The sequence below is a fragment of the Cryobacterium sp. genome (assembly GCF_025463825.1).
Classification (GTDB): Bacteria; Actinomycetota; Actinomycetes; order Actinomycetales; family Microbacteriaceae; genus Cryobacterium.
In genome coordinates this window covers 1-23,676 of record NZ_JAODBG010000042.1, presented here as the reverse complement: position 1 = coordinate 23,676, position 23,676 = coordinate 1, and the positions used below count along the sequence as shown (strand labels likewise).

The following is a 23,676-nucleotide window of genomic DNA, read 5'->3' as shown; positions in this document are numbered from 1 at the left end:
TTGCCGGTGTGCCGGGCGCAATTGTCCGCACCGGCAACAGTTGCCGGTTAACAGAGGTGCGTGAAACCGAGCGCGACGAGGTTGTCGTAGGAGGTCTGCAGACACTCCAGCGGCGTCCGGCCGTAGTGCTCGTCCTGCTCGACGAGCAGGTAGCGCGCGCCGATCTCCTCGCTGGCCGCGATGATCGACGTGAAGTCGAGGTTGCCCTCGCCGACCTCGGCGAACTGCACCACGCCCGTGAACGCGGTCATGAATCCGGCGTGGTCGCCGGCGTTGAGCGCCTCGAACGCGGCGGGCGGGATCTGCCCGATGCGGTAGTCCTTGAGGTGCACCATCGACACCCGCTCGCCGTACTTCTTCAGCGTGGTGACGGGGTCCAGGCCGCCGCGCTGCACCCAGTGCACGTCGATCTCCACGCCCATGAGCGGGCGCGCTCGGCGATGATGTCGAGCAGCAGCTTCCCGTCGTACTTCGCGAACTCGATGTGGTGGTTGTGGTAATACAGCCCGATGCCCTCGCCCTGCAGGCGAGCGGCCATCTCGTTGGTGGCGTCGCAGAATCCGAGCACGGCATCCAGGGAGCCCATCGCGGAAAACGGCAGCATGCCGATGCGCACCATGGAGGCATCCAGGGGCTTGGCGTCGTTGACGATCTTGTCGAAGTCGGTGGTGAGGGATTCGCCTGGGATGCCCGGGGTCACCGTCAGGGAGGCCGACAGGGAGGCGATGTCCATGCCCAGCTCGGTGCGCGCCCGACCCAGCTCCGCGACGTTGGCGGGGGTCATCGGAATTTGCGAGATTTCGACGGCGTGGTAGCCGATCTTACTCACCGCGCGGAGCGTTTCAAACGCCCCGTCCGCGGCGAAGTTGTCCTTGAGCATCATTGCTTGAACGCCGATTGTGGCCATGAGGGTCGTACTCCTTCAGTAGTGCGGAGCAACTGGTCCCCATGCGGACAATTGGTCCCGGTGTGCCGGGCGCAATTGTCCGCACGGGCAACAGTTGTCGTGCGGATGGTGACGTGCGGGGGAGCGGAGGGGGTGGGAAAGAGGCGCCTAGAGGCGGGTGCCCCAGGTGTCGCACCAGACATTGTCGTTGAAGGTGCCCTGGAACTCCGAGGCACCGATGATCTTCTGCACCGCGGCGTGGATCGCCTCGCGGCTCGGGTTGTGCGCGTGAACCACGGTCTTGACCGTGGGCACGTCGATGAGGTGGGTGGGCTGGTTCACCGACACGTACACGGTGGGAACCTCCGTGACGTACCAGGGGATCTCCGCCGCCATCGGGGTTGACCACTTGATGCGCACGCTGGCCTCCTGGGCGAAGCCCGCCACGTTTGCGAACATGATGGCCGCGTCGTACTTGTCGGTGAAGCTGCCGTTGGCCTCCTCCGACATCACGGTGTGGAAGTAGACGTGCTCCTCACCCTCTGCCTTCCGTTGGGCAGCGTCCTTGAACACGTGCACCTCGAAGCCGGCCTGCTCGAGCTCGTCCTTCGCGATCTGCAGGTAGGAGTTCGGGTCGGTGCCGGTGAAGTCGGCCGCCCCCGACACTGCGTCGAGGCGGATGCGCCGGTGCGTCTCCGGGCGGAGCGGCAGGTTGCCCTGGGTGTCCTTCTGATCCCGGTCGTGGCCTCAGTGCTCGCGGTCGCCGTGATGATCTTCTACCCGCTGACCGACAAGCGTCACGCCATCATCGTCGCCGAGATCACCGCGCGCCGCGCCGGAGCGAAACCGTCCTGCCGCCCATCGACCCGTCGCTCTCGACAGCGTCCTTCCGGCGTACCGGCCGGGCAACACCCCGCCGCCGGTCGACTGACCCGCCCGCAACCAACCACTTACTCCGCAGTTACAACAGAAGGAAGCACTCGTGAAGATCGACAAGGCTGAAGTAATCGTCACCAGCCCCGACCGCAACTTCATCACTCTCAAGCTCACCACCGACGACGGCCTCACCGGCCTCGGCGACGCCACCCTGAACGGCCGCGAGCTGTCCGTGGTGGCCTACCTCACCGAGCACGTGGTGCCGCTGCTGCTCGGCCGCGACGCCCACAACATCGAGGACACCTGGCAGTTCCTGTACCGCAGCGCCTATTGGCGCCGCGGCCCGGTCACCATGGCCGCGATCTCCGCTGTGGACGTGGCCCTCTGGGACATCAAGGCCAAGGCCGCCGGCATGCCGCTCTACCAGTTGCTCGGCGGCGCATCGCGCACCGGCCTGCTCGCCTACGGCCACGCATCCGGCAAGTCCCTCACCGAGGTGTTCGACAGCGTCAACTCGCACCTGGAGCAGGGTTTCAAGGCCATCCGCGTGCAGACGGGCGTTCCCGGCCTCAAGTCCATCTACGGCATCGCGTCCAACAAGGGCCTGCCCGGCAACGAGGGCGTGCGCTACGACCACGAGCCCGCCCAGCGCGGCGCGCTGCCCGCCGACGAAGACTGGGACACCCGGTCCTACCTGCGCCACGTGCCCACCGTCTTCGAGGCCGTGCGCAACGAGTTCGGCCCCGAGCTGCCGCTGCTGCACGACGGCCACCACCGGATGACGCCCATCCAGGCGGCCACGCTCGGCAAGTCGCTCGAGCCCTACGACCTGTTCTGGCTCGAAGACTGCACACCGGCCGAGAACCAGGAGGCGCTGCGCCTGGTGCGCCGGCACACCACGACGCCGCTGGCGATCGGTGAGATCTTCAACTCCATCTGGGACTACCAGCAGAGCATCCGCGAGCAGCTCATCGACTACGTCCGCAGCGCCGTCACCCACACCGGTGGCATCACCCACCTCAAGAAGATCCTCGAGTTCGCCGGCCAGTACCAGATCAAGTCCGGCATGCACGGGCCGACCGACATCTCCCCGGTGGGCATGGCCGCCGCCATGCACCTCGGCATGGCGATTCACAACTTCGGTATCCAGGAGTACATGAAGCACGGCGACAAGACCAACGCCGTCTTCGGGCAGTCCTACAGCTGGAACAACGGCATGTTGCACCCGGGCAACAAGCCCGGTCTCGGAGTGGAGCTGAACGTGGACGAAGCGGGCAAGTACCCGTATGCCACCGCCTACCTGCCCTACAACCGGCTGGCCGATGGAACGGTGCACGACGGGTGAGTACACCAGCCGCGCAGGTCGTGGTCATGGGCGTATCGGGCTCGGGCAAGAGCACCATCGGCGCCCTCCTGGCCTCCTCCCTCGAGATCCCGTTCCTCGACGCCGAGGGGCTGCACCCGCAGGCGAACATCGTCAAGATGGCCGGCGGAGTGCCGCTGACGGATGACGACAGATGGCCGTGGCTCGCCCTGGTGGGCGCGGCGCTCGCTGAGGCGGGAGCCGCCGGCACCGGACTGGTCATCGCCTGCTCAGCGCTCAAGCGGGTCTATCGTGACGCGATCCGCCGAACGTGCAGTTCGTGCACCTCTCCGGCTCGCTCAAGGTGCTCGGGAACCGGCTCGAGGGTCGCAGTGAACACTTCATGCCGCCGGCCCTGCTCCAGCCGCAGTTGGCGACCCTGGAAGAACTGCACGACGACGAGCCGGGCTTCGCGGTCGACATCGCCCAGCCCGTGCTGGACATCGTCACCGAAGCGGTGGCCCGGCTGTGCGCCCCGGCGCTGCCCGCATCTGTCACGATCGGTACCGGCGGGGCGGCCTGCCCGTGGTCCGGGTCGACGGTGCGGCCGGCGCGGCCGAGGTCTATCTGCAGGGCGCGCACGTCACCGGTTATGCACCGGCGGGACAGCCGCCGGTGTTGTGGATGAGCGCCTTCAGCGAATACGCTGCCGGCCGGCCCCTGCGCGGCGGGGTGCCGCTCTGCTTCCCGTGGTTCGGGCCGCTCGCAGAGGATCCCACTCTGCCCGCGCACGGCTTCGCCCGGCTGGCCGACTGGCAGCTGGCCGAGGCACACGAGTGCGGTGACGACATCGTCCTGGTCTTCCGTCTCACCGACACCGAACAGACCCGGTCCTCCGCCTGGCCGCACCGCTTCGAGGCCGACTACACGGTGACGGTCGGCGCCCGGCTGGGCCTCTCCCTGCGGGTGCGGAACGTCGGTGCCGGACCGGTGAGCTTCGCGGAGGGGTTCCACACCTACCTGAGTGTCCCGCGGGTGCTCTGGAATCCCTGGACCGAGAAAGCCGCGGCCATGCCCGACTTCGGTGACGCGGAGTGGACCGGGATGCTGTGCGTGTAGACCGCCAATGTGCACAGCGACGCGATCGTCCTGGCACCGGCGGAGACGCACACCATGAGTGCGGTCATCTCCACGAGCTCCTGACCTGACCGACGCCCGGAGGCGGCTGCCCTGTCCGGCCGGCGCCTTCGGGAGTGCTTTGGCGCAATGATTCGCTTACCCAGCCGCGTCGCCGCGCGAGGGGCCATCGCCTTGGCAATGTCCGTCCTGTTCTCCGGAGTCCTCGTCGCGGGAAGCGCCCAAGCAGCGCCAGTCGGCGTCGCTGCACAGTCTGGTCAGGCGCAGGCCGGTCAGGCGCAGTCCGGCCACGACCAGTCCGACCAGAACCGGAGCCGTGTCGTCACGTACGTCGCCCTGGGCGACTCGTACGCGGCCGGGCAGGGCGCCCTGCCGTACGAGAACGCCTGCCTGCAGAATGCCTCCAGCTATCCGGAGGTTCTGGACGACCTGAAACACGTCAGGTTGGTCGCCGACCCCAGCTGCAGCGGGGCGACAACGGCCGACGTGCTGAGCGTCCAGATTCCGTCGATCAGGAAGACCAGGAAGGTCGACGTGGTCACGGGGACCATCGGCGCCAACGACCTGAACGGTCCCGCCGTCGCCGCGGCCTGCTCCGTGTCGTTCGAGTCGCCGGAATGCCAGGCGGGCCTGGCCGGCGTCTACGCCCTCCTGACACCGCCGGCGCCGGAGCTACCCAGCGAACTGGCCGTGCGGCTGACCACCACTCTCACGGCCGTTGCCTCCACGATTCCCGGCGCCGCCATCCTGGTGACCGGCTATCCGTTCCTGTTCGAGACTCCGCCGCAGACGCACCCGAACTACGCGACCATCGTGCAACTCAACGCTGCGATTGCCGCGCTGAACGACACCATCGAGGGTGTGGCGGTGCAGCTCGCCCAGTCGGGCATCGACATCCGTTACGTCGACGTCACCGCGGCGTTCGCGGGACACGGCATCGGCAGCGCCGACCCCTGGATCAATTCGACCGGGATCGAAGCGTTCCACCCGACCGCGGCCGGCTACCGGGCCTACGCCACGGCCGTGCGGGCAGTGTGGTGACCGGGCGCGCGGCCTGGAGCGCTCAGGCGGCGACGCGCAGGGCTTCGCGGAGGTGCGTGAGCCCCTCGGTGAGGCGGGAGTCGGCGACCGCGGGGGTCACGCCGAGCAGGTCGGCGACCTGGGCGTTGCTGAATCCCGCGTAGTACGCGAGGTGGATCGCCTGACGGTGCTCAGGCGACAGGGTGTCGATGGCTTCCGTGGCGTGGTCGAGGGTATGGGTGGCAGTGAACATGGAAATCGAACTTTTCGTTGTGACGTGTGAAGGCGGCGCGCAGCTGTGCGGGCGCCGGGATTTTTCGCAGCGTGAATGATCGACCGAAAGTCCCGGTCGAGTGTTGTCCGGCCGGGTAGGACCCGATCGAGCGGTGTGCGACTCCGGCCGTGGATTGGGGCAGCGGAGTGGTCGTATCGTGGTAAAGATCGACGCGCAACGTGCAACACTAACACAACGGGCGACCGCGCGGGGACACCCCGCGCGGTCGCCTGGTCTCTACCCTCAGGCCAGGGTGGCCACATCGATCACGAAGCGGTAGCGCACATCCGACGCCAGCACCCGCTCGTAGGCTTCGTTGATGTAGTCGGCCGCGACCAGCTCGGTCTCGGGGGCGATGCCGTGCTCGGCGCAGAAGTCCAGCATCTCCTGGGTCTCGCGGATGCTGCCGATGCCGGAACCGGCGAATGAGCGGCGGTTGCCGAACAGGCTGAACACTTGCACCGGGAGCGGCTCGGCGGGGGCGCCGACGCTCACGAGGGTGCCGTCCAGGCGCAGTAGCCCCAGATAGGCGTTGATGTCGATCAGGGCGCTGACCGAGTTGATGATGAGATCGAACGTGTTGGCCAGCTTGTCGAAGGTGGCCGGGTCGCTCGTGGCGTAGTAGGAGTCGGCGCCCAGGCGCAGGCCGTCTTCCTGCTTGCTCAGGCTCTGCGAGAGGACGGTCACCTCAGCACCCATGGCGTGGGCGATCTTCACGGCCATGTGGCCGAGGCCGCCCATACCGACGACGGCCACCTTCTTGCCCGGGCCGGCGTTCCAGTGCGCCAGCGGCGAGTAGGTGGTGATGCCGGCGCAGAGCAGGGGAGCTGCGGCCTCGAACGGGATGCTCTCCGGAACCTTCAGCACGAAGTCTTCGACGACCACGACGTGAGTCGAATAGCCGCCCTGCGTGATGGTGCCGTCCAGGTCGACCGCGGCGTAGGTGCCGGTGTTGCCCTTGAGGCAGTACTGCTCCTCGCCGGCGAGGCAGTTCTCGCACTCGCGGCAGGAGTTGACCATGCAGCCCACACCGACCCGGTCGCCCACCTGGTGCAGGCTCACGGCCGAGCCGACCTCGGCAACGGTCCCCACGATCTCGTGGCCGACGACCAGGGGGTACTGCACCGGGCCCCATTCGCCACGCACGGTGTGGATGTCGGAGTGGCAGATGCCGGAGTAGGCGATGGCGATCAGCACATCGTTCGGGCCGAGGTCCCGTCGCTCGATGGTGGTCTTGACGAGCGGCGCGGTGGCGGAGGGAGCCGCGAAGGCGTTGACGGTGAGCATGGTTCTCCCTGGGGTAGCAGAAACGGAATCTGACAATCCAAGCATTTCCGCCGGGGTTCCCGGGGCCATCAGCCACGTACTGTCAGGGCACCTCTTGTCGGGAATTCTGCGCTCTGACAAGCTGTGGGGCATGTTGATTGGAATCAATCCCCTGCTCAGCGGGGAGCTGCTCAAGCTGCTGGATGAGATGGGTCACGGCGACGAGCTGTTCCTCGTCGACCGCAACTATCCGGCAGCCGCCTCCGGCCGGCCGGTCGTGCGGCTGGGACCCGCGAGCGTGACCGACGCGGCGGCCGCCATCCTGAGCGTCTTCCCGCTGGACCGCTACGTGGATCGACCGCTGGAGCGGATGGTGGTCGACGACGACCCCGCCATTCTGGGCCCCTCACAGGCACAGGTGCTCGCCGTCGCCCGTGCGGGCTGGCCCGAACTCGAATTCGGGATCGTGCCGCGCCTGGACTTCTATCACCGGGCCCAGTACGCCTACGCCGTGGTGCACACCCTGGACGCGCGGCCCTACGGCTGCTTCATCCTGCGCAAGGGCGTCGTCAACGACTGACGCTCAGGCTGTGATGAGGTATTCGGCGGTGGCGACGTCGGTGATCAGAACGTCGATCCAGCCGCCGGTGGCAGCGGCCCGGATGGCCTCGTGTTTGCGGGCGCCGCCGGCGATGCCCACCTTGCGTGGCACTCGGCGCAGGTCGTCGACGCTGATGCCGAGCACCCGGTCGTTCAGCGACGACTCCACCAGGGCTCCGTGCGCGTCGAAGAAGCGCAGGCACACGTCACCGACGGCGCCGCTGGTGCGGAGAAGTTCCATCTCGCTCTGCGAGACGACGTTGCCGGAGTCCTTCAGTAACGGGGAGGGCTGCAGGCTGCCGATGCCCACCAGCAGCACGGTGAGGGTGGACCATTCGGCGGCGACCTGGCCGATGTATTCATCCTGCAACAACGCAGCGCGCAGCTCGGCAGTGGCCACGACGCCGGGCGCGGCGACGAACCGCGGGGTGGCCCCGGTGATCCGGGCGAGCCGGTCGGTGAGGTGGGTGGCCTGCACTTGAACGGTCGGGTTGCCGACCCCGCCGATGACCTGCACCACCGAGTCCGCCGCCCGCGCGGGGCGGGGCACCATCGAATCGACCGTGGCGAGCAGGGTGGACGACCAGGACGAGATACCGACCCGGTCCTGGCCGGTGAGCGAGGTTTCCAGGTACGCCGCCCCGGCTCCGCCGAGGGCGCGCAGGATGGCACTGTCGTCGTCACCGAGCTGGTCGGCGACGACAACGTCGCTCAGGCCGAACCGGTCGCGTACCCGGTCTTCCAGATCCGGGTGCACCCCGGGTGGTGGCACCACGATGGTGCGCACCACGCCGAGGTTGACCGCTTCCTTGAGGAACCGGGACACCCGCGACTGGGAGATGTTCAACCGTTCCGCGATCTCCGGTTGGCGCAGGCCCTGTTCGTGGTACATCCGGGCGATCTTGGTGAGCAGCCCCAGCCGGTCGGTGGGCAACCGGCTCGGCACCGCCGACAATTCGCTGGACATACCGGCCAGCTTATTAGTAGGACGTGAACAGGGCCTGTTGCGCGAGCCGCAGCGCCCCCATCGCGTCATGGTTCGCCTGGGCCTCCTGCAGGGCCTGCACGTCGAGCTTGCCGAGGCCCCGCTGCACGGCCTTGAGGAAGTCGATGGCCATGTCCGCCGCGTCCACGCTGTCCTCCCGGAACGGGAACTGGTCGAGCTGCCAGACGCCGTGCCAGTTGTTCTTCTCCAAGGTGTAGAAGAACTCGAACAGTTCGATCGGATGCACGGTGCCGGCGACCAGGTCGTCGTCCCACTGGCGGAAGTTGTCGTTCACGTCCATGCCGAACAACCGGTTGTAGTCGATGGCGAGCTGGGCGGAATCGGCGGGGGATTCGCCGCCGAACAGCGCGTGGCCGAAGTCGAGCAGGATACCCACGTTGGGCAGGCCGATCTTCTCGATGCCGAGCAGGGTGCGGGGCATGGAGTCGAAGCTCATGTGCACGCGCGGTTCGCGGGGCTTGTACTCGATCACGAATTTCACGTCGGGGTTCTCGCTGGCGAGCCGGCCGACGCCGTCGAGGGACGCCTTCCAGAGTGTGCCGTGATCCACCTGGAAGGGATAGTCCCAGCCATCCTGGCCGGGCCAGAGCTTGACGTAGTCGGCGCCGAAGTGCCGGACGACGCCGACGGCATCCGTGATCAGGTCGTGGGCGACCTCGCGCACGCCGGGGTCGGGGTTGGTGAAGGAGCCTTTCATGAACTGCCGGGTATAGATTTCCGGAGTGATGCCGATGACCTTGAGCTTGTTGCGCTCGAGGGCTTCGTCGACCTGGGCGTTGCTGATGTCACCGCCGAAGAACGGGTAGTTGAGGTCGACGACCGAGAGGTCGCGAACCTTGCCGGCCAGGTCGATCGCGTCGAGGATGCTGCGCGGTTCGCCATAGCCGTCGGTGGCGTAACGGTCGACATAGGTGGCGAAGTGCCAGATACCGGCGCCGTAGACCTGTTCGTGGGGCATGAGCTCTGCTTTCTTGTCGTGGTGGTGGAGAGAAGCGCCGGCCGCGGACATCCGCCGCGGCCGGCGCCGGGAGGTTACTCGACTGCGAAGAGGGTGTAGCTGTCGGCGTTGTCAGCGTTGATGACGATGCAGTCGATGGACTGCTTCTCGTCTTCGCCGGTCTCGCCGTCGGTGATGAACGTGTCCGCCTGCTGCACGGCCAGTTCGGAGATCAGCACGGCGGGCTGCAGGCCGGTGGCCACCAGCTTGCCGTCCTTGATCGCCTGGACCGCGTCGGGGCTGCCGTCGAAGCCGACGATCTTGATGGAGTCCAGCAGCCCGGCCGCCTCGACCGCCGCCACGGCGCCCAACGCCATGGTGTCGTTGCCGGCGATGATGCCCTGGATGTCGGGATCACGCTGGAGCAGGGTCTCCACCTTGGTGAAGGCTTCGGCCTGGTCCCAGTTGGCGGTCTCCTTGGCGGCGGGCACCAGGTTCGGGTACTGCGAGATGACGCTGGCGAAGGCCTCGGAGCGGACGCCGGCGTTGGTGTCGGATTCCTTGCCCGTGAGTTCGATGTACTTGCCACCGTCGGGCAGCGCCGCCACGAACTCCTCGGCAACGGCCGCGGCGCCCTGGGCGTTGTTGGCCACGATCTGGGCGCTGGCGATGCCGGTCTCGTTGATCTCCCGGTCGATCAGGAACACCGGCACACCGGCGTCCACCGCCTTCTGGATCGGGCCGATCGAGGCGTCGGCGCCCGCGTTGTCGAGCACGATGGCCTTGGCGCCGCCGTTGATGGCCGCGTCGATCAGCTCGCTCTGCTTGTTCGGGTCGTCGTCGTGGGAGGCCACCGAGGTCTCGTAGCCGAGCTTCTCCGCCTCGGCCTTCGCCGCGTCGGCCTCTGCCTTGAAGAACGGGTTCTCCTGGGCCGGGGTGATGATCGCGATCAGCCCACCGGCGGTGTCTTCGCCGCCCCCGCCGCCGCCGGATGTGGCGGTGTCGGCGGGCGTGTCGCTGGAGCAGCCGACGAGTGCAAGTGCGGTCAACGCGGCCGCAGCCGCGAGGAGTACTTTCTTTCGCATGTGTTCGCTACCTCTCTTGGTTTCTCATGGTGCGTTCCCGGCGTCGTCGCCGGGGCGCGGTATCCGGTCAGGCCGCGGGTGAGGCGGGCGGGCCGGAAGACTTGTTCGCCGCGGCCAGGGCCGCGTTCTTGGATCGCTTGATGCGCTGCTGTGCCTGGTCGAGCATGACGGCCAGGATGATGACGGCGCCCTTGATCGTGATCTGCCAGAAGGTGGACACTCCCACGATCACCAGCCCGTCGCTGAGGAAGCCGATGACAAAGGCGCCGACGAGCACGCCGCGCACATTGCCACGGCCGCCGGTGAGGGCGGCGCCGCCGATGACGCAGGCGGCGATCGCGTTGAGCTCGAAGGTCTCGCCCAGTTGCGGGGCGGCGCTGGTGAGCTCGGAGGAGATGATCAGGCCGGTCGTCGCCGCGCAGAATCCGCTGATCATGTAGACCCGCAGTTTCACCTTCCGCACCGGCACGCCGGCCAGCTCTGCGGCGCGTTCGTTTCCGCCGGTGGCGTACACCCAGCGGCCGAACGGGGTTTTGCGTAGCACGAACACCGCGATCAGTGCGAAGACCACCATGATCCAGATCGCGGTGGGCACCCCGAGGATGCGGCCGCCGCCGATGAGGTTGAAGCCGGTGTTGCCGAGTTCGGGGTCACCGCCGAGCTTCGGGTAGGTCGAACCGTTGGAGATCAGCAGGGCCGCGCCCCTGGCGACGTACAACATGCCCAGGGTGGCGATGAATGGGGCGACGCCGAACCGGGTGACCAGGGTGCCGTTGATGAAGCCGACCAGGGTGCCGACGGTGAGGGAGCAGAGCACGACCACCCAGACCTGCGGGTAGAGCACTACGTCGAGGGAGTTGAGCTGCAAACCCTGCAGCAGCACACCGGCGACCACGCCGGACAGGCCGACCGTTGAACCGATCGACAGGTCGATGCCGCCCTTGAGGATGACGAACAACATCCCGATCGCGAGGATCGCGTTGTACGCGACGTGCTTGGTCATCGTGATCATGTTGTTCACCGACAGGAATGAGTCGCTGAGCGCCGAGAAGATGATGATCAGCACGATCAGGGCGATGAACGCGCGGCCTTCGAGCAGGATGGAGCCGAGGTCGACGTCGTTGCCGCGGATGCTGAACCGGCGGGGTGCGCGGGGCGGCTGCTGGTCGCCGGCGGGCGCCGGCCGGGGTTGGGTGACGGTCATGCGCCTGCTCCAGTTTCTTCATCGGTGGACTCGCCGGAGGCGATCATCAGTTCTTCGCGGGTGGCGGTGCGGGGGTCGAACTCCCGCACGATTCGTCCCTTGGACATCACGATCACGCGGTTGGCCGCGTTGAGCGCCTCGCCCACCTCGGAGGTGGCGAACAGCACACCGAGGCCGCGCTCGGCCTCGCGGGCCATCAGGGCGAAGATCTCCGCCTTCGCACCGACGTCGATGCCGCGGGTGGGTTCGTCCAGCAGCAGCACCTCGGGGGCGGTGAGCAGCACCTTGCCGATCACGACCTTCTGCTGGTTGCCGCCGGAGAGTGAGGTGATCGCGGCGGCGGGACCGGCGGTTTTCACCCGAACGTCCGAGATCTCCTGCTGCACGGCGGTGCGCTCGCCCGGCGTGGAGATCCAGAGCCCCTTCACGAAGGAGAGCAACCCGGCCAGCGACACGTTCTCACCGACCGACATGGTCTGCACCAGGCCGTCCCGCTGCCGGTCCTCCGGCACGAGGGCGAGCCCCAGGTCGATCCGCTGGGCGATGCTCTCCCGGGTGATCAGCCGGCCCTTGAGGGTCACCGTGCCGCTCTGCACCGGTACCCGGCCGGCCAGCGCCTCGAGCAGTTCGGTGCGGCCGGCACCCATCAGCCCGTAGAGGCAGACGAGTTCGCCGGCCCGCACGTCGAGGCTGAAGCCGTCCACCGACAACCGGGCGGGGTTGGTGGGGTCGGCGACGGTGATGTCGCGAAGCGACAGCACGACGTCGCCGAACTCGGTGAGCAGGTCGGGGGAGAGGTCGTCGGCGCTGCGGCCGACCATGTTGGAGATCACCCAGTCGAGGTCGATGTCGGCGCGCTCGCCGGTGGCAACGAGGGCGCCGTCCCGGAAGACCACGGCATGGTCCGCGATTTCCAGAGCCTCCTCGAGGTGGTGCGAGATGTACACGATGGCCACCCCGGCCGCGGTGAGTTCGTGAATCACGCGGAACAGCACCTCGACCTCGCTGCCGCTGAGGGCGGAGGTCGGCTCGTCCATGATCAGCACCCTGGCCTCACCGGCCAGCGCCCGCGCGATCTCCACCACCTGCTGTTGGCCGAGGCGCAGGTCGGCGACGAGGGTCTTGGGGTTCAGGGACTCTTCCAGCCGCTCCAGCAGGGTGAGCGTCTCGGCCGTCTCCTGGCGTTCGTTCACGACGATGCCGCCGCGCACGAGTTCCCGGCCCATGAAGATGTTGTCCCGCACACTCAGGTTCGCGCAGAGGCTCAGTTCCTGGTGGATGATCGCGATCCCGCGTGCGCTGGCGTCCACGGTGTTGCGCAGCACCACTTCCTCGCCGTCGAGTTCGAGCAGGCCGGAGGTGGGCGATTCGACGCCGCTGAGGATCTTCATCAGGGTGGACTTGCCGGCACCGTTCTCGCCGAAGAGCACGGTGACGGTGCCGCGGCGGATCTCGAAGTCCACGCCTTTCAGGGCCTGGGTGGCGCCGTAGCTCTTGGCGATGCCGATGGCGCGCATCACCACATCGGTGGACGGCTGGGCTCGGGTGCCGGGGATGGTCACTCCTGCACCTCGAAGCTCACCGGGACCACCGAGACCAGGGCCGGGTTGACCCGGGTGTACGCCCCGGTCACGGTCACGGTCTTGCCGGCGAGGGCGGCCGGGTCGACGTCGCCGAGTACCTCGGTGCGCACCAGGTTGTTGAGTTCGGTGGCCACGGTCTGGTACTCGAGCTGGTTGGTGAATTCGTTGAAGCTCACGGTGCCGGTGACGTCGCGGATGGCCGTGCCGTTCAGCGCCGGCCCGATCTGGACCTGCACCGTGACGTCGGCGGGCACCCCCTCGACCGTGACGGGCAGGATGGCGCCGGCCGGGGTGCCGGCGACTCCGGTGAAGGTCACCGGGAAGCTGTAGGCGCTGCTCGATCCCGAGGTGTTGCCGAAGTCCGCCTCATCGGCGCCGGCGGCCAGGTCGCCGAGCAGGGTCGGCAGGTCGATGGCGTCCTCCTCGATCTGCGGTGCGATCTCGGATTCGAAGCGGTCGGCCGCATAGCTGGCCGGGTCGAAGCCGCCGGATGCCGCGGCCTCGGCGTCTTCGATACTCACGACCTTGACGCTCATGGCGGCCGCGACGAGCACCACCAGGACCGCAAGAGTGCCGATCATCCAGGGTTTGACCCGACGGGGCCGTTGTGGTTCTCGTGCCATGACGGGGTACTGCTCCTTTGCAGATGTGGTGCGGGACGAGCGGGTGGTGCCGGTGGTGCCGGGTCAGGACCCAAGAGTGGCGGGTTGGCCAGAGGGGGCGGGCCGGCCGCGGGCGCCGGCGACGGCGGCGAGCCAGCGCTGCCGGCGGTGGCGGCTCTGGTCGGCGTCCTGCCGGGGGCGGAAGGTGGAGGTTCGGCGTGGAAGGGCGAGAACGTCGGCGTCGGACCAGATGCCGGCTTGGGCGCCAGCCAGGTGGGCCACGCCGAGGGCGGACAGCGCGGCGACGTCGGGCCGCACGACGTCGCGCTGACTGAGATCTGCCTGCAGCTGCATCAGCCAGTCGTTCCCGGCCGGGCCGCCGTCGACCAGGATCCGGTCGATCCGCGCGCCACCGGCGTCCACGGCGGCGAGGACGTCTTCGATCTGCAGCGGGATGGACTCCACCGCGGCCCTGGCCAGATCGCTTGGCCGGCTGCCGAGGCCCAGGCCGATGATCAGGGCGTGCGCGTTCTCATCCCACCACGGTGCCCCGAGGCCCGCGAACGCGGGAACGAGGTCGATCCCGTGGTCGTCGGGGGCGGCTTCGGCCAGCGCGAACAGGGCGGCCGGAGTGCTGCCGAGCAGCCCGGCGAGCCAGACCATGGTGGCCCCGGTGGAGAGGATGTTGCCCTCGAAGGCGTAGGCGGTGGCATCCGTCTGCCACGCGATGGTGCGCACCAGCCCGCCAGCGGTCGCGGCGTCGGCACCGGGCGCGGACAGGCCCATGACCGACGAGCCGGTGCCGTAGGTGACCTTGACGGCGCCGGGGGTACGCACCCCGTGCGCGTAGAGGGCGGCGTGCGAGTCGCACATCACCGCGAGCACCCGGGTGGCGGGCGGCAGAGTCGGCACCCCGAGGAGCGGCGTGCTCGGAGCGGAGGAGGCGACGACGGTGGGCAGCGTTGCCCGGGGGACGCCGAAGAGGGCGAGTAGCCGGTCGTCCCAGTCGACGGTGGCCAGGTTGAGCAGTTGGGTGCGACTGGCGTTGCCGGCCTCGATGCGGTGCTCGCCGGTGAGCCGGAACAGCAACCAGGAGTCCACGGTTCCGGCGCAGATCTCACCCGCGCGGCTGCGACTGCGATCGGGGTCGACCTGGTCGAGCAGCCAACCGAGTTTGAGGGCGGAGAACATCGGATCGATCGGCAGTCCGGTCACCTCGCGGACGAGGTCACCGTGACCGGCGGCGGTGAGGTCGGCGGCGGTGGCGCTGGTGCGGCGGTCCTGCCAGCCGAGCACCGGGCCCAGCGCCACCCCGGTGGCCCGGTCCCAGACCAGGGCCGACTCGCGCTGGCTGGACAGACCGACCGCCGCGATCCGGTCGCCGAAACCGGCCGTCGCCTCGGTCAGCCCGCGCACCACGCTGTCGAAGATCTCCTCGGCATCCTGCTGCACCCAGCCCGGATGCGGGTGGGTCTGCCCGATCGGTACCGTGCCGGACGCCACGACCGCGCCGGCCGCGTCGACGACGACGACCTTGGTGGAGCTGGTGCCCTGGTCGATCGCGACGACGACGGGCCCTGCGTCAGCCATTCGTCCTCGCATCCCGGGCGGCCGCAGCAAGGTGGGCGGGGGTGAGGCCGAAGTGGTCGAGCAGGAAGTCGGTGCTGCCGGTTGGCGCGAACTCGGTCAGCCCAAGGATGCGCACCGGCACCCGGGCATCCCGGCCCAGCTGCGACACGACCGAGGCGACGGCGGCACCGAGGCCGCCGGCGACGTTGCCCTCCTCGGCAGTGATGATCGCGCCGGTTTCTTCGGCGGCGGCCACGATCGAGGCCACATCCAGTGGCGCGATGTAGGCGGCGTTCAGCACCCGGACGCTCAGGCCGTCGGCGGCGAGCAGCTCGGCGGCCTCGACGGCGCGGGAGACCAGGGTGCCGGTGCCGATCAGGGTGACGTCGGTGCCCTCACGGAGGGTCTGGAAGTGACCGCGTTCGAGCACGGAGCCGGCCGGTGACACGTCGGGTACCTTGTGCCGGCCCACCCGGATGTACATCGGCCGGGGGCTGGCGACGGCCTGCTGCACGGCCTGCCGGGTCTGCAGGCGGTCCGCGGGAACGACGATGTCCAGGCCCGGCAAGGCGCGGAGCCACGAGAAGTCCTCCACGGAGTGGTGGGTCGGGCCCAGTTCTCCGTAGGCCATGCCGGGACTCATGCCGCACAGGATAACCGGGTGCTGGCTGTAGGCCACGTCGGCCTTGACCTGCTCGAGGGAACGGCCGGTGAGGAAGGGCCCGGCGGCGCAGACGAAGGGGATATACCCGGCGCTGGCCAGGCCGGCGCCCACGCCGACCATGTTCTGCTCGGCGATGCCGACGTTGATGAGTCGGTCGGGGAACTCGTCGCGGAAGGCGACCAGGTTGCTGGAGCCGACGGAGTCATTGCAGACGGCCACGATGCGGTCATCGGTGCGGGCGAGTTGGATCAGTTCGTCGGCGAAGGCGGTGCGGTTGTCGTAGAGGCCGGGGGTCGTCGTCGTGGTGCTCATGCCAATTCCTCCAGTGCCAGCACTACCTGTTCCGTGGACGGCACTTTGTGGTGCCACTCCACGCGGTCCTCGATGAACGACACACCCTTGCCCTTGGTGGTGTTGGCGATTACAGCGACGGGCTTGCCGGTGCTGGAGGGCTTGAAGGCTGCCGCGAGCTGTTCATAGTCGTGGCCGTCGATGATGCGCAGCTCCCAGCCGAACGCGAGCAGCTTCTCGTCCAGCGGGTCCAGCGATGAGGTGTCCTCCGTGCGGGCGCCCTGTTGCAGCCGATTGCGGTCGACGACGGCGGTGAGGTTGTCGAGCCCGTAGTGGGCGCCGGTCATCAGGGCCTCCCAGTTGCTGCCCTCCTGCATCTCGCCGTCACCCATCACGGCGAAGACCCGGGCGCCGTTGCCGGCGAGTTTCGCGGCCAGCGCCTGGCCGACGGCGACGGGAAGGCCGTGGCCGAGTGGGCCGGTGTTGGTTTCGACCCCCGGTACCTTGTTGCGGTTGGGGTGGCCGTTGAGCGCGGAGAGCGGGCCCATGAAGGTGAGCAGCTCGTCGGGGGAGAAGTAGCCGCAGCTGGCCAGGGTGGCATACAGGGCGGCGGCGCAGTGTCCTTTGCTGAGCACGAACCGGTCGCGTCCGGCCTTCTGCGGATCGTTCGGGTCGATCCGCAGAACGCCGTTGAACAGCACGGTGAGGATGTCGGTGACCGAGAAGTCGCCGCCGATGTGGCCCTGCCCGGCGTGGTCGATCATCCGCACGACGTCGCTGCGGGTGTCGTTCGCCCGACGGTGCAGCAGGGCGCTGCGGTCGGTGACGGATGCTGCGGTCAGTTTCTCCTGCAGCTTGCGCCAGGCCTCGACCTGGGTGACATCGGTTCCTAACAGCATCGTTGCCGCACTCCCCTTGCATATCTATTCACGCCTGCTTGAACGATCACCAGCATGACATGGCTCTACCCGGGGTGTCAATGGATCGCCGGAAACCGGCTCGAGGCTCTAGGGCAGGCCGAGCAGGCGGAGGCCGGCCGCGGCGGCGGCCCCGACGATGACCACGACGAGGAAGGGGGCCTTCAGCCACAGGGCGACGGCCGCTGCGACGAGGGCGCCCAACCGGGAGTCGACGACCACCTCCTGGCCGGTCGCGACGGCGTTCGCGACGGTGAGTGAGGCGAGCAGCCCGATGGTGAGGCTGCCGGCGACCCGGGCCACCCGCGGGTTGGTCAGCCACTTCTTCGGTACCAGGTAGCCGAGCAGCTTGGTCAGGAAGCCGACCAGGCAGGCCAAGACGATGAGCGGCCACAGGTTCACGAGCCGGCCTTCCCGTACGGGTCGACATCCGGTTCGAGGCCCTCGCCGTCGGGCCCGGTGCGGTAGCCGAACCAGCCGATCAGGGCGGCGACGACGGCTGCGACGAGGATCGGCACGCCGGGCGGGACGACCGGCACCGCGAGCACGGTGGCGAGCGCGCACGCGGCGGCGGTCGCGCCGGCCTCCCGGGACCGCAGCCGCGGCCACAGCAGGGCCAGGAACGCCGCGACGGCCGCGCCGTCCAGGCCCCACTGCTTCGGGTCGCCCAGCGCGTCGCCGGCCAGCGCGCCGATCAGGGTGAAGAGGTTCCAGAGCACGAAAATGCCCACCCCGGCCACCCAGAACCCGCGCTCCTGCTCGACCGGATCGGTCTGGCCGGTGCTGGTGGCCAGCGACTCGTCGATGGTGACGTGGGCGGCGGCGAGGCGGCGCCAGCCGCGCGGCTGCAGCAGCACGTTCATCTGCATTCCGTAGACGGCATTGCGGATGCCGAGCAGTGCGGCCGCGCTCGCCGCGGCGACGGGGGTGCCGCCACCGGCGATCACGCCGATGAACGCGAACTGGGAGCCCCCGGAGAACAGCAGCAGGCTCAGCAGCTGGGTCTGCCAGACATCCAGCCCCGAGGCGACGGAGAGCGCCCCGAAGGACACCCCATACAGGCCGGTCGCGACGGCGATGGACAGTCCGACTCTGGCCCCGGGGGACTGGCGCAGGAATATGGACACCAGCCGACCCTAGCCGAGCGCCGCGGGGCGCATCCGCACCGGAGCGAGGGCGCGCACCAGAACGACGGCGGTGACGGCGCCTGCGGCCATGATGGATGCCAGAACGACGACCTGGAACCGGCCGGCCTCCAGCGGCGAGGAGCCTCCGAAGATGGCGCCGACGAACGCCCCGGGCAGGGTGACCAGACCAGTGGTCTTGGTCTGGTCGGTGGCGGGGATCAGCGCGGAATACACGGCGTCTCGGGCCAGCGCGAGGGTGGATTGCCGGGGAGTGGCGCCGAGGGCCGTCCAACCCTCCACCTGGTCCCAGTGATCGTTCACCGATTCGGTGAGCCGCCGGCCGGCCAGGGTGGCGATCGACATGGCATTGCCGATTACGATGCCGCCGATGGCCAGCGCGTATCGCGGGGTGAACTCGATGGCGCCGGTGCTGAAGACCACGAGCAGGGTGACGAGGACGCCGGCGCCCATGGCCGCGGCGACCAGGCCGAAGTGGTTCCAACTCCAGTGCAGCCGCCGGGTGGCGGTGACGGCCGCGACGCCGAACATCAACAGCAGCGCCACGCTCACCCAGAGCGGGCTGGTGATCACGCCACCGAGGATGACGCTGATCACGGCCAGCTGGGCGGCACCGCGCAGGATCGCCAGCGCCGGTGCGGATGGGTGTGGGGTGCGCGATCCCCACAGCACGGCGATGGTGATGGCCGCGAGGGCCGCGACGCCGATCAGCGTGGGTATGAGGTTGGGAACGCCGGTCATTGGTTCAGCGTAGCGACTGGCGAAGGGCCGTCGTGCGTGCTAGACGACCTGCCAGGCCGGCTTGTTCGCGTAGGCGTAGCGGTAGTAGTCGAGGTCGGCCAGGCGTGAGGCCGCGGCCTCGTCGACGAGCACGGTGACGTGCGGGTGCAGCTGGATTACCGAGCCCGGGCTGCTCGAGGACACCGGTCCCTCCACGGCGCCGGCGATGGCTTCGGCCTTCTCTTCGCCGAAGGCCAACAGGATCAGGTGCTTCGCCCGGCGGATGGTACCCAGGCCCTGGGTGATGCAGTGGATGGGCACATCGTCGATGGAGGGGAAGAACCGGGCGTTGTCGGTGCGGGTCTTCCTGGTCAGGGTCTTCACCCGGGTGAGCGAGGCGAACGATGATCCCGGTTCGTTGAAGCCGACATGGCCGGTGCGGCCGATGCCGAGGATCTGCACGTCGACCCCGCCGGCGGCGCTGATGGCGGCTTCGTAGTCGCTGCCCGCGGTCTGCAGGGTGGCCAGGCCGCCGTTGGGCACCTGAATGTTTCCCGGGGTGAGCCCGAGCGGCTCGACCGCATCGCGGATGATCACGGCGCGGTAGCTCTCCGGATGCCCGGCGGGCAGGCCCACGTACTCGTCGAGCGCGAAGCCGCGCACCCGGGAGACGTCCAGCGGGTCGGCTCGCAGCGACTCGGCGAGGGCGCTGTAGAGAGACATCGGGGTGGAGCCGGTAGCCAGGCCGAGCACGGCATCCGGTTTCTGGCTGATCAGTCTTCTGATCGATGCGGCGGCGAGAATGCCGGCTTCGGTCTCGGTGTCGAGGACGACTACTTCAGCCAAGGGGTGCTCCAGGTGCGATGAGTGGGTCGGTTGGGATGGTGGCGGTGCACCGGTGATCGGAGGTTGGGTCGCCGACCACCGGTGCGGATGGGACGGTTGGGACTAAAAGGTGGTCGAGGCGGAGTCGGGGTTGCCGCCCTCCAGGACGTCGTCGTCGCCGCGACCCGGGGTCTTCAGGTTCCAGCGGCGAATGACGAACCGGACGAGGAAGTAGTGGATCGCCGCGCAGGCCAGCCCGATCGGGATCAGCAGCAGCGGTTTACCGACGCGTTGCAGTTGGGCGAGGCCCGGGATCTTTCGTCCCGTTCCGGCATCTACGGTGGCGCTGGACATGGATTCCTCCTGAGCTGGTGCGGGTGCACCCTCTGTCGGCATGCCGACGCTGCCGATGGTCTCGGCGCGAAAGTGCCCGGTGGGGGCGATGGTGCGGCGTGATCAGCGGGGCATCCGCTGGCGGGAACTACAGATCGTGATTGAGGTCGAGGATCATGTGGATCTGATATCGGTCACCGCGGTACCAGGAGGTGACGTACTCGACGGGAGTGGACCCCGCCGAAGAGGTGCGGCGGAACACCAGGAGGGGAACTCCCACGTCGATGCCGAGGGGCCCGGCCAGGACGGCATCCGCGGACTCGGCCCAGGCGGTCTGCTCCGCGTGGTCGATGCGCAGGCCGTACTCCGTGGCGAAGGTGGCGTAGAGCGAACGGGTCAGGTCCTGGTCGCCGAGTCCGGGCAGCAGCGCGGCCGCGTAGTAACCGCGTTCGAAGGCCATGGGGATGCCGCCGGCGAGTCGCAACCGGTCGACCTGGTGCACAGTCGCGCCGACCTTCAGCCCCAGTGCCGCGCGCACTTCAAGCGGGGCCTCGATCAGGGTCGACGCCATCACGACGGTGGCGGGCACCAGGCCGCGCCGGCGCATGTCCTCGGTGAAGGAGGCCAGGTGCAGGTCGCTCTGCACGCGCTCGCCGGCGACGAAGGTGCCTTTCCCCTGTATCCGGTAGAGCACCCCCTCCTCCACGAGCTGTCGGATGGCCTCCCGCACGGTGGACCGGCTGACACCGTACTTCGTCATCAGTTTGCGCTCGGGCGGGATCGCGGCGTGCGGAGCCAGGCTGGTCTCCACCCGTTCGAGCAGGATGGACCGCAGCTGGGCGTGCTTGGGGACTGCTCCGCCGGCGAGTACCGGGGTGTTCTCGAGCCGTGTCACCACCGCACCGCCTTCCTGGTCTTCGGTTGCTGGGTTCCAACCGGACCACTTCCGCTTTGTGGTCCGCACTGGTACGATCCAATTACTTCGATAATGAAGGTGCACCGGTTCGTTTGTCAAGGCCCGGCCCGCACAGCGTTCCCGGCTCAGGGGCGCTGATTCTCGACCGTTCCAGGCGCCGCGGTGCCGGGCAGTACCAGAGGAGAAGACAACGGCGAGCAAGGCAGAACAGATCCTGGCAGGCCTCGGTGGCTCGGCCAACATCGTCGACATCGAGGCGTGCATCACTCGCTTGCGCACCGAGGTGGCGGATGCGTCCCTGGTCGACGAGGCCGTGCTGAAGGCGGCCGGCGCCCACGGGGTGCTCCGGATGGGCGCGGAATGCTTGTGCACCCCATCGTGCCGGTCATCGTGCCGGACCGTCATGGCGAGGACATCACCCTGGCCACCGCCGTGGTCGCCGACCTCGAGCTGGCGGCAGGGGAGACCTTTCTCACCGTGAACCGCTGACCGCACTCCCATCCACGTCCACGACCCAGGAGACCCGTCATGACACCGCCCATCACGCCATCCGGCACCGCGCAGCGCGCACCGGCGCTACCGAGGGATGCCGGACCGGGCACGGGAACTGCGCTGATGATCGTTGCCGGCACGGTGATCCTGCCCGACCGGGAGCTCTCGCCCGGCTGGGTCGAGGTGCGGGACGGACTGATCGTCGCAATCGGCGATGGCCAGCCGCCCCGCTCGGCGGATGTCGTCTTCCCGGCCGACGTGCTGGCGCCCGGCTTCGTCGACGCCCACAATCACGGCGGAGGCGGAGTCAGCTTCAACGATCCAGATCCGCGGGCGGCGGCGGAACGGATCGTTGGGACGCATCGTGCCCACGGCACCACCACGCTGATGGCCAGCCTGGTGACCGCGCCCCTCGACGAGATGGAACGGCTCGTTCGCAAGTTGGCCGCGCCGGTGCACGACGGCCTCCTGGCCGGCATCCACCTGGAGGGGCCCTGGCTGAGCCCGGAGCACCGCGGCGCGCACGCAGCGCCGTTGTTGCGACTGCCCGACCCGGCCAGCGTCGACCGGCTGATGCGAGCCGGTGCCGGCGCCGTGCGCATGGTGACAATAGCCCCAGAGCTGGAGGGTGGCCTGGCTGCCGTGGCCCGCATCGTGGAGCACGGCGCCGTGGCCGCCATCGGCCACACCGACGCCGACTATGACCTCACTCGGGCGGCGATCGCCGCCGGCGCCAACGCTGGCACCCACGTCTTCAACGCCATGCGACCGCTGCACCACCGCGAACCGGGTGCCGCTCTTGCGCTGCTGGAGGACCCGACGGTGTTCGCAGAGGTCGTCGCCGACGGGATTCACCTGCATCCGGGCATCGTGCGCCTGATCAGCCAGAGCCCGGCGCGGCCGGTCCTCGTGACGGATGCCATGGCCGCCGCGGGTGCGGCGGACGGCGCCTACAAGCTCGGCTCCCTCGACGTGCGGGTGGCCGACGGGGCTGCCCGGCTCGTCGACGGCACCATCGCCGGCAGCGTCCTCACCCTCAGCCACGCGGTGCGTTACGCCGTGCTCACTGCCGGGGTGCCGCTGGCGCTCGCCGTGCGGGCCGCGAGCCAGAATCCCGCCGACCTCCTCGACCTCGCCGACCGCGGTCGGATCAGCCCGGGCCTCCGTGCCGACCTCGTTGTGCTCGACGCCGACCTGAGCGTGCAGGCAACCCTCCACGCGGGCGCATGGGTAGGCTCGCGGAATGAGCGAATCCCTGCGAACCCGACTGCGCGCCCTGCCCGATTTTCCGGACGACCTGCCGCGCTTCGACCCGGCGACCGCCCCGGCCGATCCCGCTGAGCTGTTCCTGGCCTGGCTGGAGGCCGCGCTCGCCGCGGGGGTGCGGCAGCCGCACGCGTTCAGCCTCGCCACGGTCGATGGCGGCGGGGTGCCGTCATCACGGATGCTGATCCTCAAAGACCTCGACGCGGGTGGTTGGCAGTTCGCCACCGCCCGCACGTCACGGAAGGGCCGGGAGCTGGCCGAGAACCCGCGGGCGGCACTGAATTTCTACTGGTCGGAACTCGGGCGGCAGGTGCGAGTCGTCGGCTCCGTCGTGGAGCTCTCGGCGGAGGCGTCGGCCAGGGACTGGGCCGAGCGCCCGGCCGCCGACGACGCCGCCAACCCCGCCTGGCAGCTGTACGCGCTGCGCCCGACGGAGGTCGAATTCTGGCAGGCCAGCGCCGACAGGCACCACATCCGGCACCGCTACGACAATCTGCCCGGGTAGCTCTTCTGACGCCTTGACCGAGCCGTTCTGGCGGGATCGCCCCTCCTCCACAGGTGGGTTCTTTGTGGGTTCTCCACCGCTGATTCATTGGGATCGGGCGTGCCAGTGGTGGGTGGTTGCATAGGCGTATGGCCACCTCGAATGCCACTCCCGAAGACTCCCCCGACGACGCCGACGACAGTGTCGTCGACCCGGTCGCGGCGGCGATCAGCGCGGTCATCGATCCGCTGATCGAGAACGAGAAAGCCCTCGCC

At 68.8% G+C, this 23,676-nt stretch carries 28 protein-coding genes and 1 pseudogene; 9 read left to right on the top strand and 20 right to left on the bottom strand.

What is annotated here, in order from left to right; all coding sequences use genetic code 11:
* Positions 1-47: 47 nt before the first annotated feature.
* The 3 genes from JWP54_RS05080 to JWP54_RS05070 form a co-directional block, all read right to left on the bottom strand.
* On the bottom strand, positions 48-404 hold the full coding sequence (locus JWP54_RS05080) for a hypothetical protein (RefSeq protein WP_297368197.1): 357 nt from the start codon (positions 402-404) through the stop codon (positions 48-50).
* The gene (locus JWP54_RS05075) at positions 359-907 is read right to left on the bottom strand and encodes a hypothetical protein (protein WP_297368195.1); all 549 of its coding nucleotides are present in this window, start codon (positions 905-907) and stop codon (positions 359-361) included. Before JWP54_RS05075 ends, JWP54_RS05080 begins: the two co-directional genes overlap by 46 nt.
* Positions 908-1,054: 147 nt before the next feature.
* Positions 1,055-1,552, bottom strand: coding sequence for a hypothetical protein (locus JWP54_RS05070; protein WP_297368192.1), 498 nt, complete (start codon positions 1,550-1,552; stop codon positions 1,055-1,057).
* Between the two features lie 316 nt (positions 1,553-1,868).
* Here JWP54_RS05070 and manD point away from each other — a divergent pair, with 316 nt between their 5' ends.
* The 4 genes from manD to JWP54_RS05045 all read left to right on the top strand — a co-directional run bounded on the left by manD (position 1,869) and on the right by JWP54_RS05045 (position 5,243).
* A complete protein-coding gene (gene manD / locus JWP54_RS05065; protein ID WP_297368189.1) occupies positions 1,869-3,107 on the top strand; it encodes a D-mannonate dehydratase ManD in 1,239 nt (412 codons plus the stop codon).
* A 289-nt stretch (positions 3,108-3,396) separates the two neighbouring features.
* Positions 3,397-3,753 carry a hypothetical protein gene (locus tag JWP54_RS05055; protein WP_297368187.1) on the top strand — a complete coding sequence of 119 codons (357 nt, stop codon included), beginning with the start codon at positions 3,397-3,399 and terminating at the stop codon, positions 3,751-3,753.
* Entirely contained in the window at positions 3,651-4,184 is a 534-nt protein-coding gene (locus tag JWP54_RS05050; protein ID WP_297368185.1) for a hypothetical protein, read from the top strand. Before JWP54_RS05055 ends, JWP54_RS05050 begins: the two co-directional genes overlap by 103 nt.
* 198 nt (positions 4,185-4,382) lie before the next feature.
* Positions 4,383-5,243, top strand: coding sequence for an SGNH/GDSL hydrolase family protein (locus tag JWP54_RS05045; protein WP_297368251.1), 861 nt, complete (start codon positions 4,383-4,385; stop codon positions 5,241-5,243).
* A gap of 22 nt (positions 5,244-5,265) precedes the next feature.
* Here the strand turns inward: JWP54_RS05045 and JWP54_RS05040 are convergent, their stop codons facing one another.
* Positions 5,266-5,475 carry a sigma-70 family RNA polymerase sigma factor gene (locus JWP54_RS05040; RefSeq protein ID WP_297368182.1) on the bottom strand — a complete coding sequence of 70 codons (210 nt, stop codon included), beginning with the start codon at positions 5,473-5,475 and terminating at the stop codon, positions 5,266-5,268.
* A 264-nt stretch (positions 5,476-5,739) separates the two neighbouring features.
* Entirely contained in the window at positions 5,740-6,783 is a 1,044-nt protein-coding gene (locus JWP54_RS05035; RefSeq protein WP_297368179.1) for an NAD(P)-dependent alcohol dehydrogenase, read from the bottom strand.
* Between the two features lie 130 nt (positions 6,784-6,913).
* On the opposite strand from JWP54_RS05035, the gene JWP54_RS05030 reads away from it, so the two are divergent.
* On the top strand, positions 6,914-7,342 hold the full coding sequence (locus tag JWP54_RS05030; protein WP_297368176.1) for an RbsD/FucU domain-containing protein: 429 nt from the start codon (positions 6,914-6,916) through the stop codon (positions 7,340-7,342).
* Positions 7,343-7,345: 3 nt separating this feature from the next.
* Here JWP54_RS05030 and JWP54_RS05025 read toward each other — a convergent pair whose 3' ends face one another.
* The 15 genes from JWP54_RS05025 to JWP54_RS04955 form a co-directional block, all read right to left on the bottom strand.
* Positions 7,346-8,329 carry a sugar-binding transcriptional regulator gene (locus JWP54_RS05025; RefSeq protein ID WP_297368174.1) on the bottom strand — a complete coding sequence of 328 codons (984 nt, stop codon included), beginning with the start codon at positions 8,327-8,329 and terminating at the stop codon, positions 7,346-7,348.
* Between the two features lie 13 nt (positions 8,330-8,342).
* The gene (locus JWP54_RS05020) at positions 8,343-9,326 is read right to left on the bottom strand and encodes a TIM barrel protein (protein ID WP_297368172.1); all 984 of its coding nucleotides are present in this window, start codon (positions 9,324-9,326) and stop codon (positions 8,343-8,345) included.
* A 74-nt stretch (positions 9,327-9,400) separates the two neighbouring features.
* Entirely contained in the window at positions 9,401-10,390 is a 990-nt protein-coding gene (locus tag JWP54_RS05015) for a D-ribose ABC transporter substrate-binding protein (RefSeq protein WP_297368169.1), read from the bottom strand.
* Positions 10,391-10,457: 67 nt separating this feature from the next.
* Positions 10,458-11,594, bottom strand: coding sequence for an ABC transporter permease (locus tag JWP54_RS05010; protein WP_297368166.1), 1,137 nt, complete (start codon positions 11,592-11,594; stop codon positions 10,458-10,460).
* Positions 11,591-13,156 carry a sugar ABC transporter ATP-binding protein gene (locus JWP54_RS05005; RefSeq protein WP_297368161.1) on the bottom strand — a complete coding sequence of 522 codons (1,566 nt, stop codon included), beginning with the start codon at positions 13,154-13,156 and terminating at the stop codon, positions 11,591-11,593. The genes JWP54_RS05010 and JWP54_RS05005 overlap by 4 nt, the downstream gene beginning before the upstream one ends.
* Entirely contained in the window at positions 13,153-13,800 is a 648-nt protein-coding gene (locus tag JWP54_RS05000) for a DUF2291 family protein (RefSeq protein WP_297368158.1), read from the bottom strand. Before JWP54_RS05000 ends, JWP54_RS05005 begins: the two co-directional genes overlap by 4 nt.
* A 63-nt stretch (positions 13,801-13,863) precedes the next feature.
* Entirely contained in the window at positions 13,864-15,369 is a 1,506-nt protein-coding gene (locus tag JWP54_RS04995; RefSeq protein ID WP_297368155.1) for an FGGY family carbohydrate kinase, read from the bottom strand.
* Entirely contained in the window at positions 15,362-16,324 is a 963-nt protein-coding gene (locus JWP54_RS04990; RefSeq protein ID WP_297368153.1) for a transketolase C-terminal domain-containing protein, read from the bottom strand. Before JWP54_RS04990 ends, JWP54_RS04995 begins: the two co-directional genes overlap by 8 nt.
* Entirely contained in the window at positions 16,321-17,202 is an 882-nt protein-coding gene (locus JWP54_RS04985) for a transketolase (protein ID WP_297368150.1), read from the bottom strand. Before JWP54_RS04985 ends, JWP54_RS04990 begins: the two co-directional genes overlap by 4 nt.
* 108 nt (positions 17,203-17,310) lie before the next feature.
* Complete coding sequence (locus tag JWP54_RS04980) at positions 17,311-17,622, bottom strand: AzlD domain-containing protein (RefSeq protein ID WP_297368149.1); 312 nt, start codon at positions 17,620-17,622, stop codon at positions 17,311-17,313.
* The gene (locus JWP54_RS04975; protein WP_297368248.1) at positions 17,619-18,341 is read right to left on the bottom strand and encodes an AzlC family ABC transporter permease; all 723 of its coding nucleotides are present in this window, start codon (positions 18,339-18,341) and stop codon (positions 17,619-17,621) included. The genes JWP54_RS04980 and JWP54_RS04975 overlap by 4 nt, the downstream gene beginning before the upstream one ends.
* 15 nt (positions 18,342-18,356) lie before the next feature.
* Positions 18,357-19,106 (bottom strand): ABC transporter permease, encoded by a 750-nt coding sequence (locus JWP54_RS04970; protein ID WP_297368147.1) that lies wholly within the window; start codon positions 19,104-19,106, stop codon positions 18,357-18,359.
* A 39-nt stretch (positions 19,107-19,145) separates the two neighbouring features.
* Positions 19,146-19,931 carry a glucosamine-6-phosphate deaminase gene (locus tag JWP54_RS04965; protein WP_297368145.1) on the bottom strand — a complete coding sequence of 262 codons (786 nt, stop codon included), beginning with the start codon at positions 19,929-19,931 and terminating at the stop codon, positions 19,146-19,148.
* 102 nt (positions 19,932-20,033) lie between these two features.
* Positions 20,034-20,264, bottom strand: a complete 231-nt coding sequence (locus tag JWP54_RS04960; protein ID WP_297368144.1) for a hypothetical protein — start codon at positions 20,262-20,264, stop codon at positions 20,034-20,036.
* A gap of 127 nt (positions 20,265-20,391) precedes the next feature.
* Complete coding sequence (locus JWP54_RS04955) at positions 20,392-21,141, bottom strand: GntR family transcriptional regulator (protein ID WP_297368143.1); 750 nt, start codon at positions 21,139-21,141, stop codon at positions 20,392-20,394.
* Positions 21,142-21,352: 211 nt separating this feature from the next.
* On the opposite strand from JWP54_RS04955, the pseudogene JWP54_RS04950 reads away from it, so the two are divergent.
* From JWP54_RS04950 to JWP54_RS04935, 4 genes and pseudogenes are all read left to right on the top strand, one after another.
* Positions 21,353-21,505, top strand: a pseudogene (locus JWP54_RS04950) (PTS transporter subunit EIIB); the annotation flags it as partial.
* Positions 21,506-21,519: 14 nt separating this feature from the next.
* Complete coding sequence (locus JWP54_RS04945) at positions 21,520-21,648, top strand: hypothetical protein (protein WP_297368141.1); 129 nt, start codon at positions 21,520-21,522, stop codon at positions 21,646-21,648.
* A 39-nt stretch (positions 21,649-21,687) separates the two neighbouring features.
* Entirely contained in the window at positions 21,688-22,992 is a 1,305-nt protein-coding gene (gene nagA, locus JWP54_RS04940; protein ID WP_297368139.1) for an N-acetylglucosamine-6-phosphate deacetylase, read from the top strand.
* Positions 22,895-23,422: a pyridoxamine 5'-phosphate oxidase family protein gene (locus JWP54_RS04935; protein ID WP_297368137.1), complete on the top strand. Its 528-nt coding sequence runs from the start codon at positions 22,895-22,897 to the stop codon at positions 23,420-23,422. Before nagA ends, JWP54_RS04935 begins: the two co-directional genes overlap by 98 nt.
* Positions 23,423-23,676 lie beyond the last annotated feature (254 nt).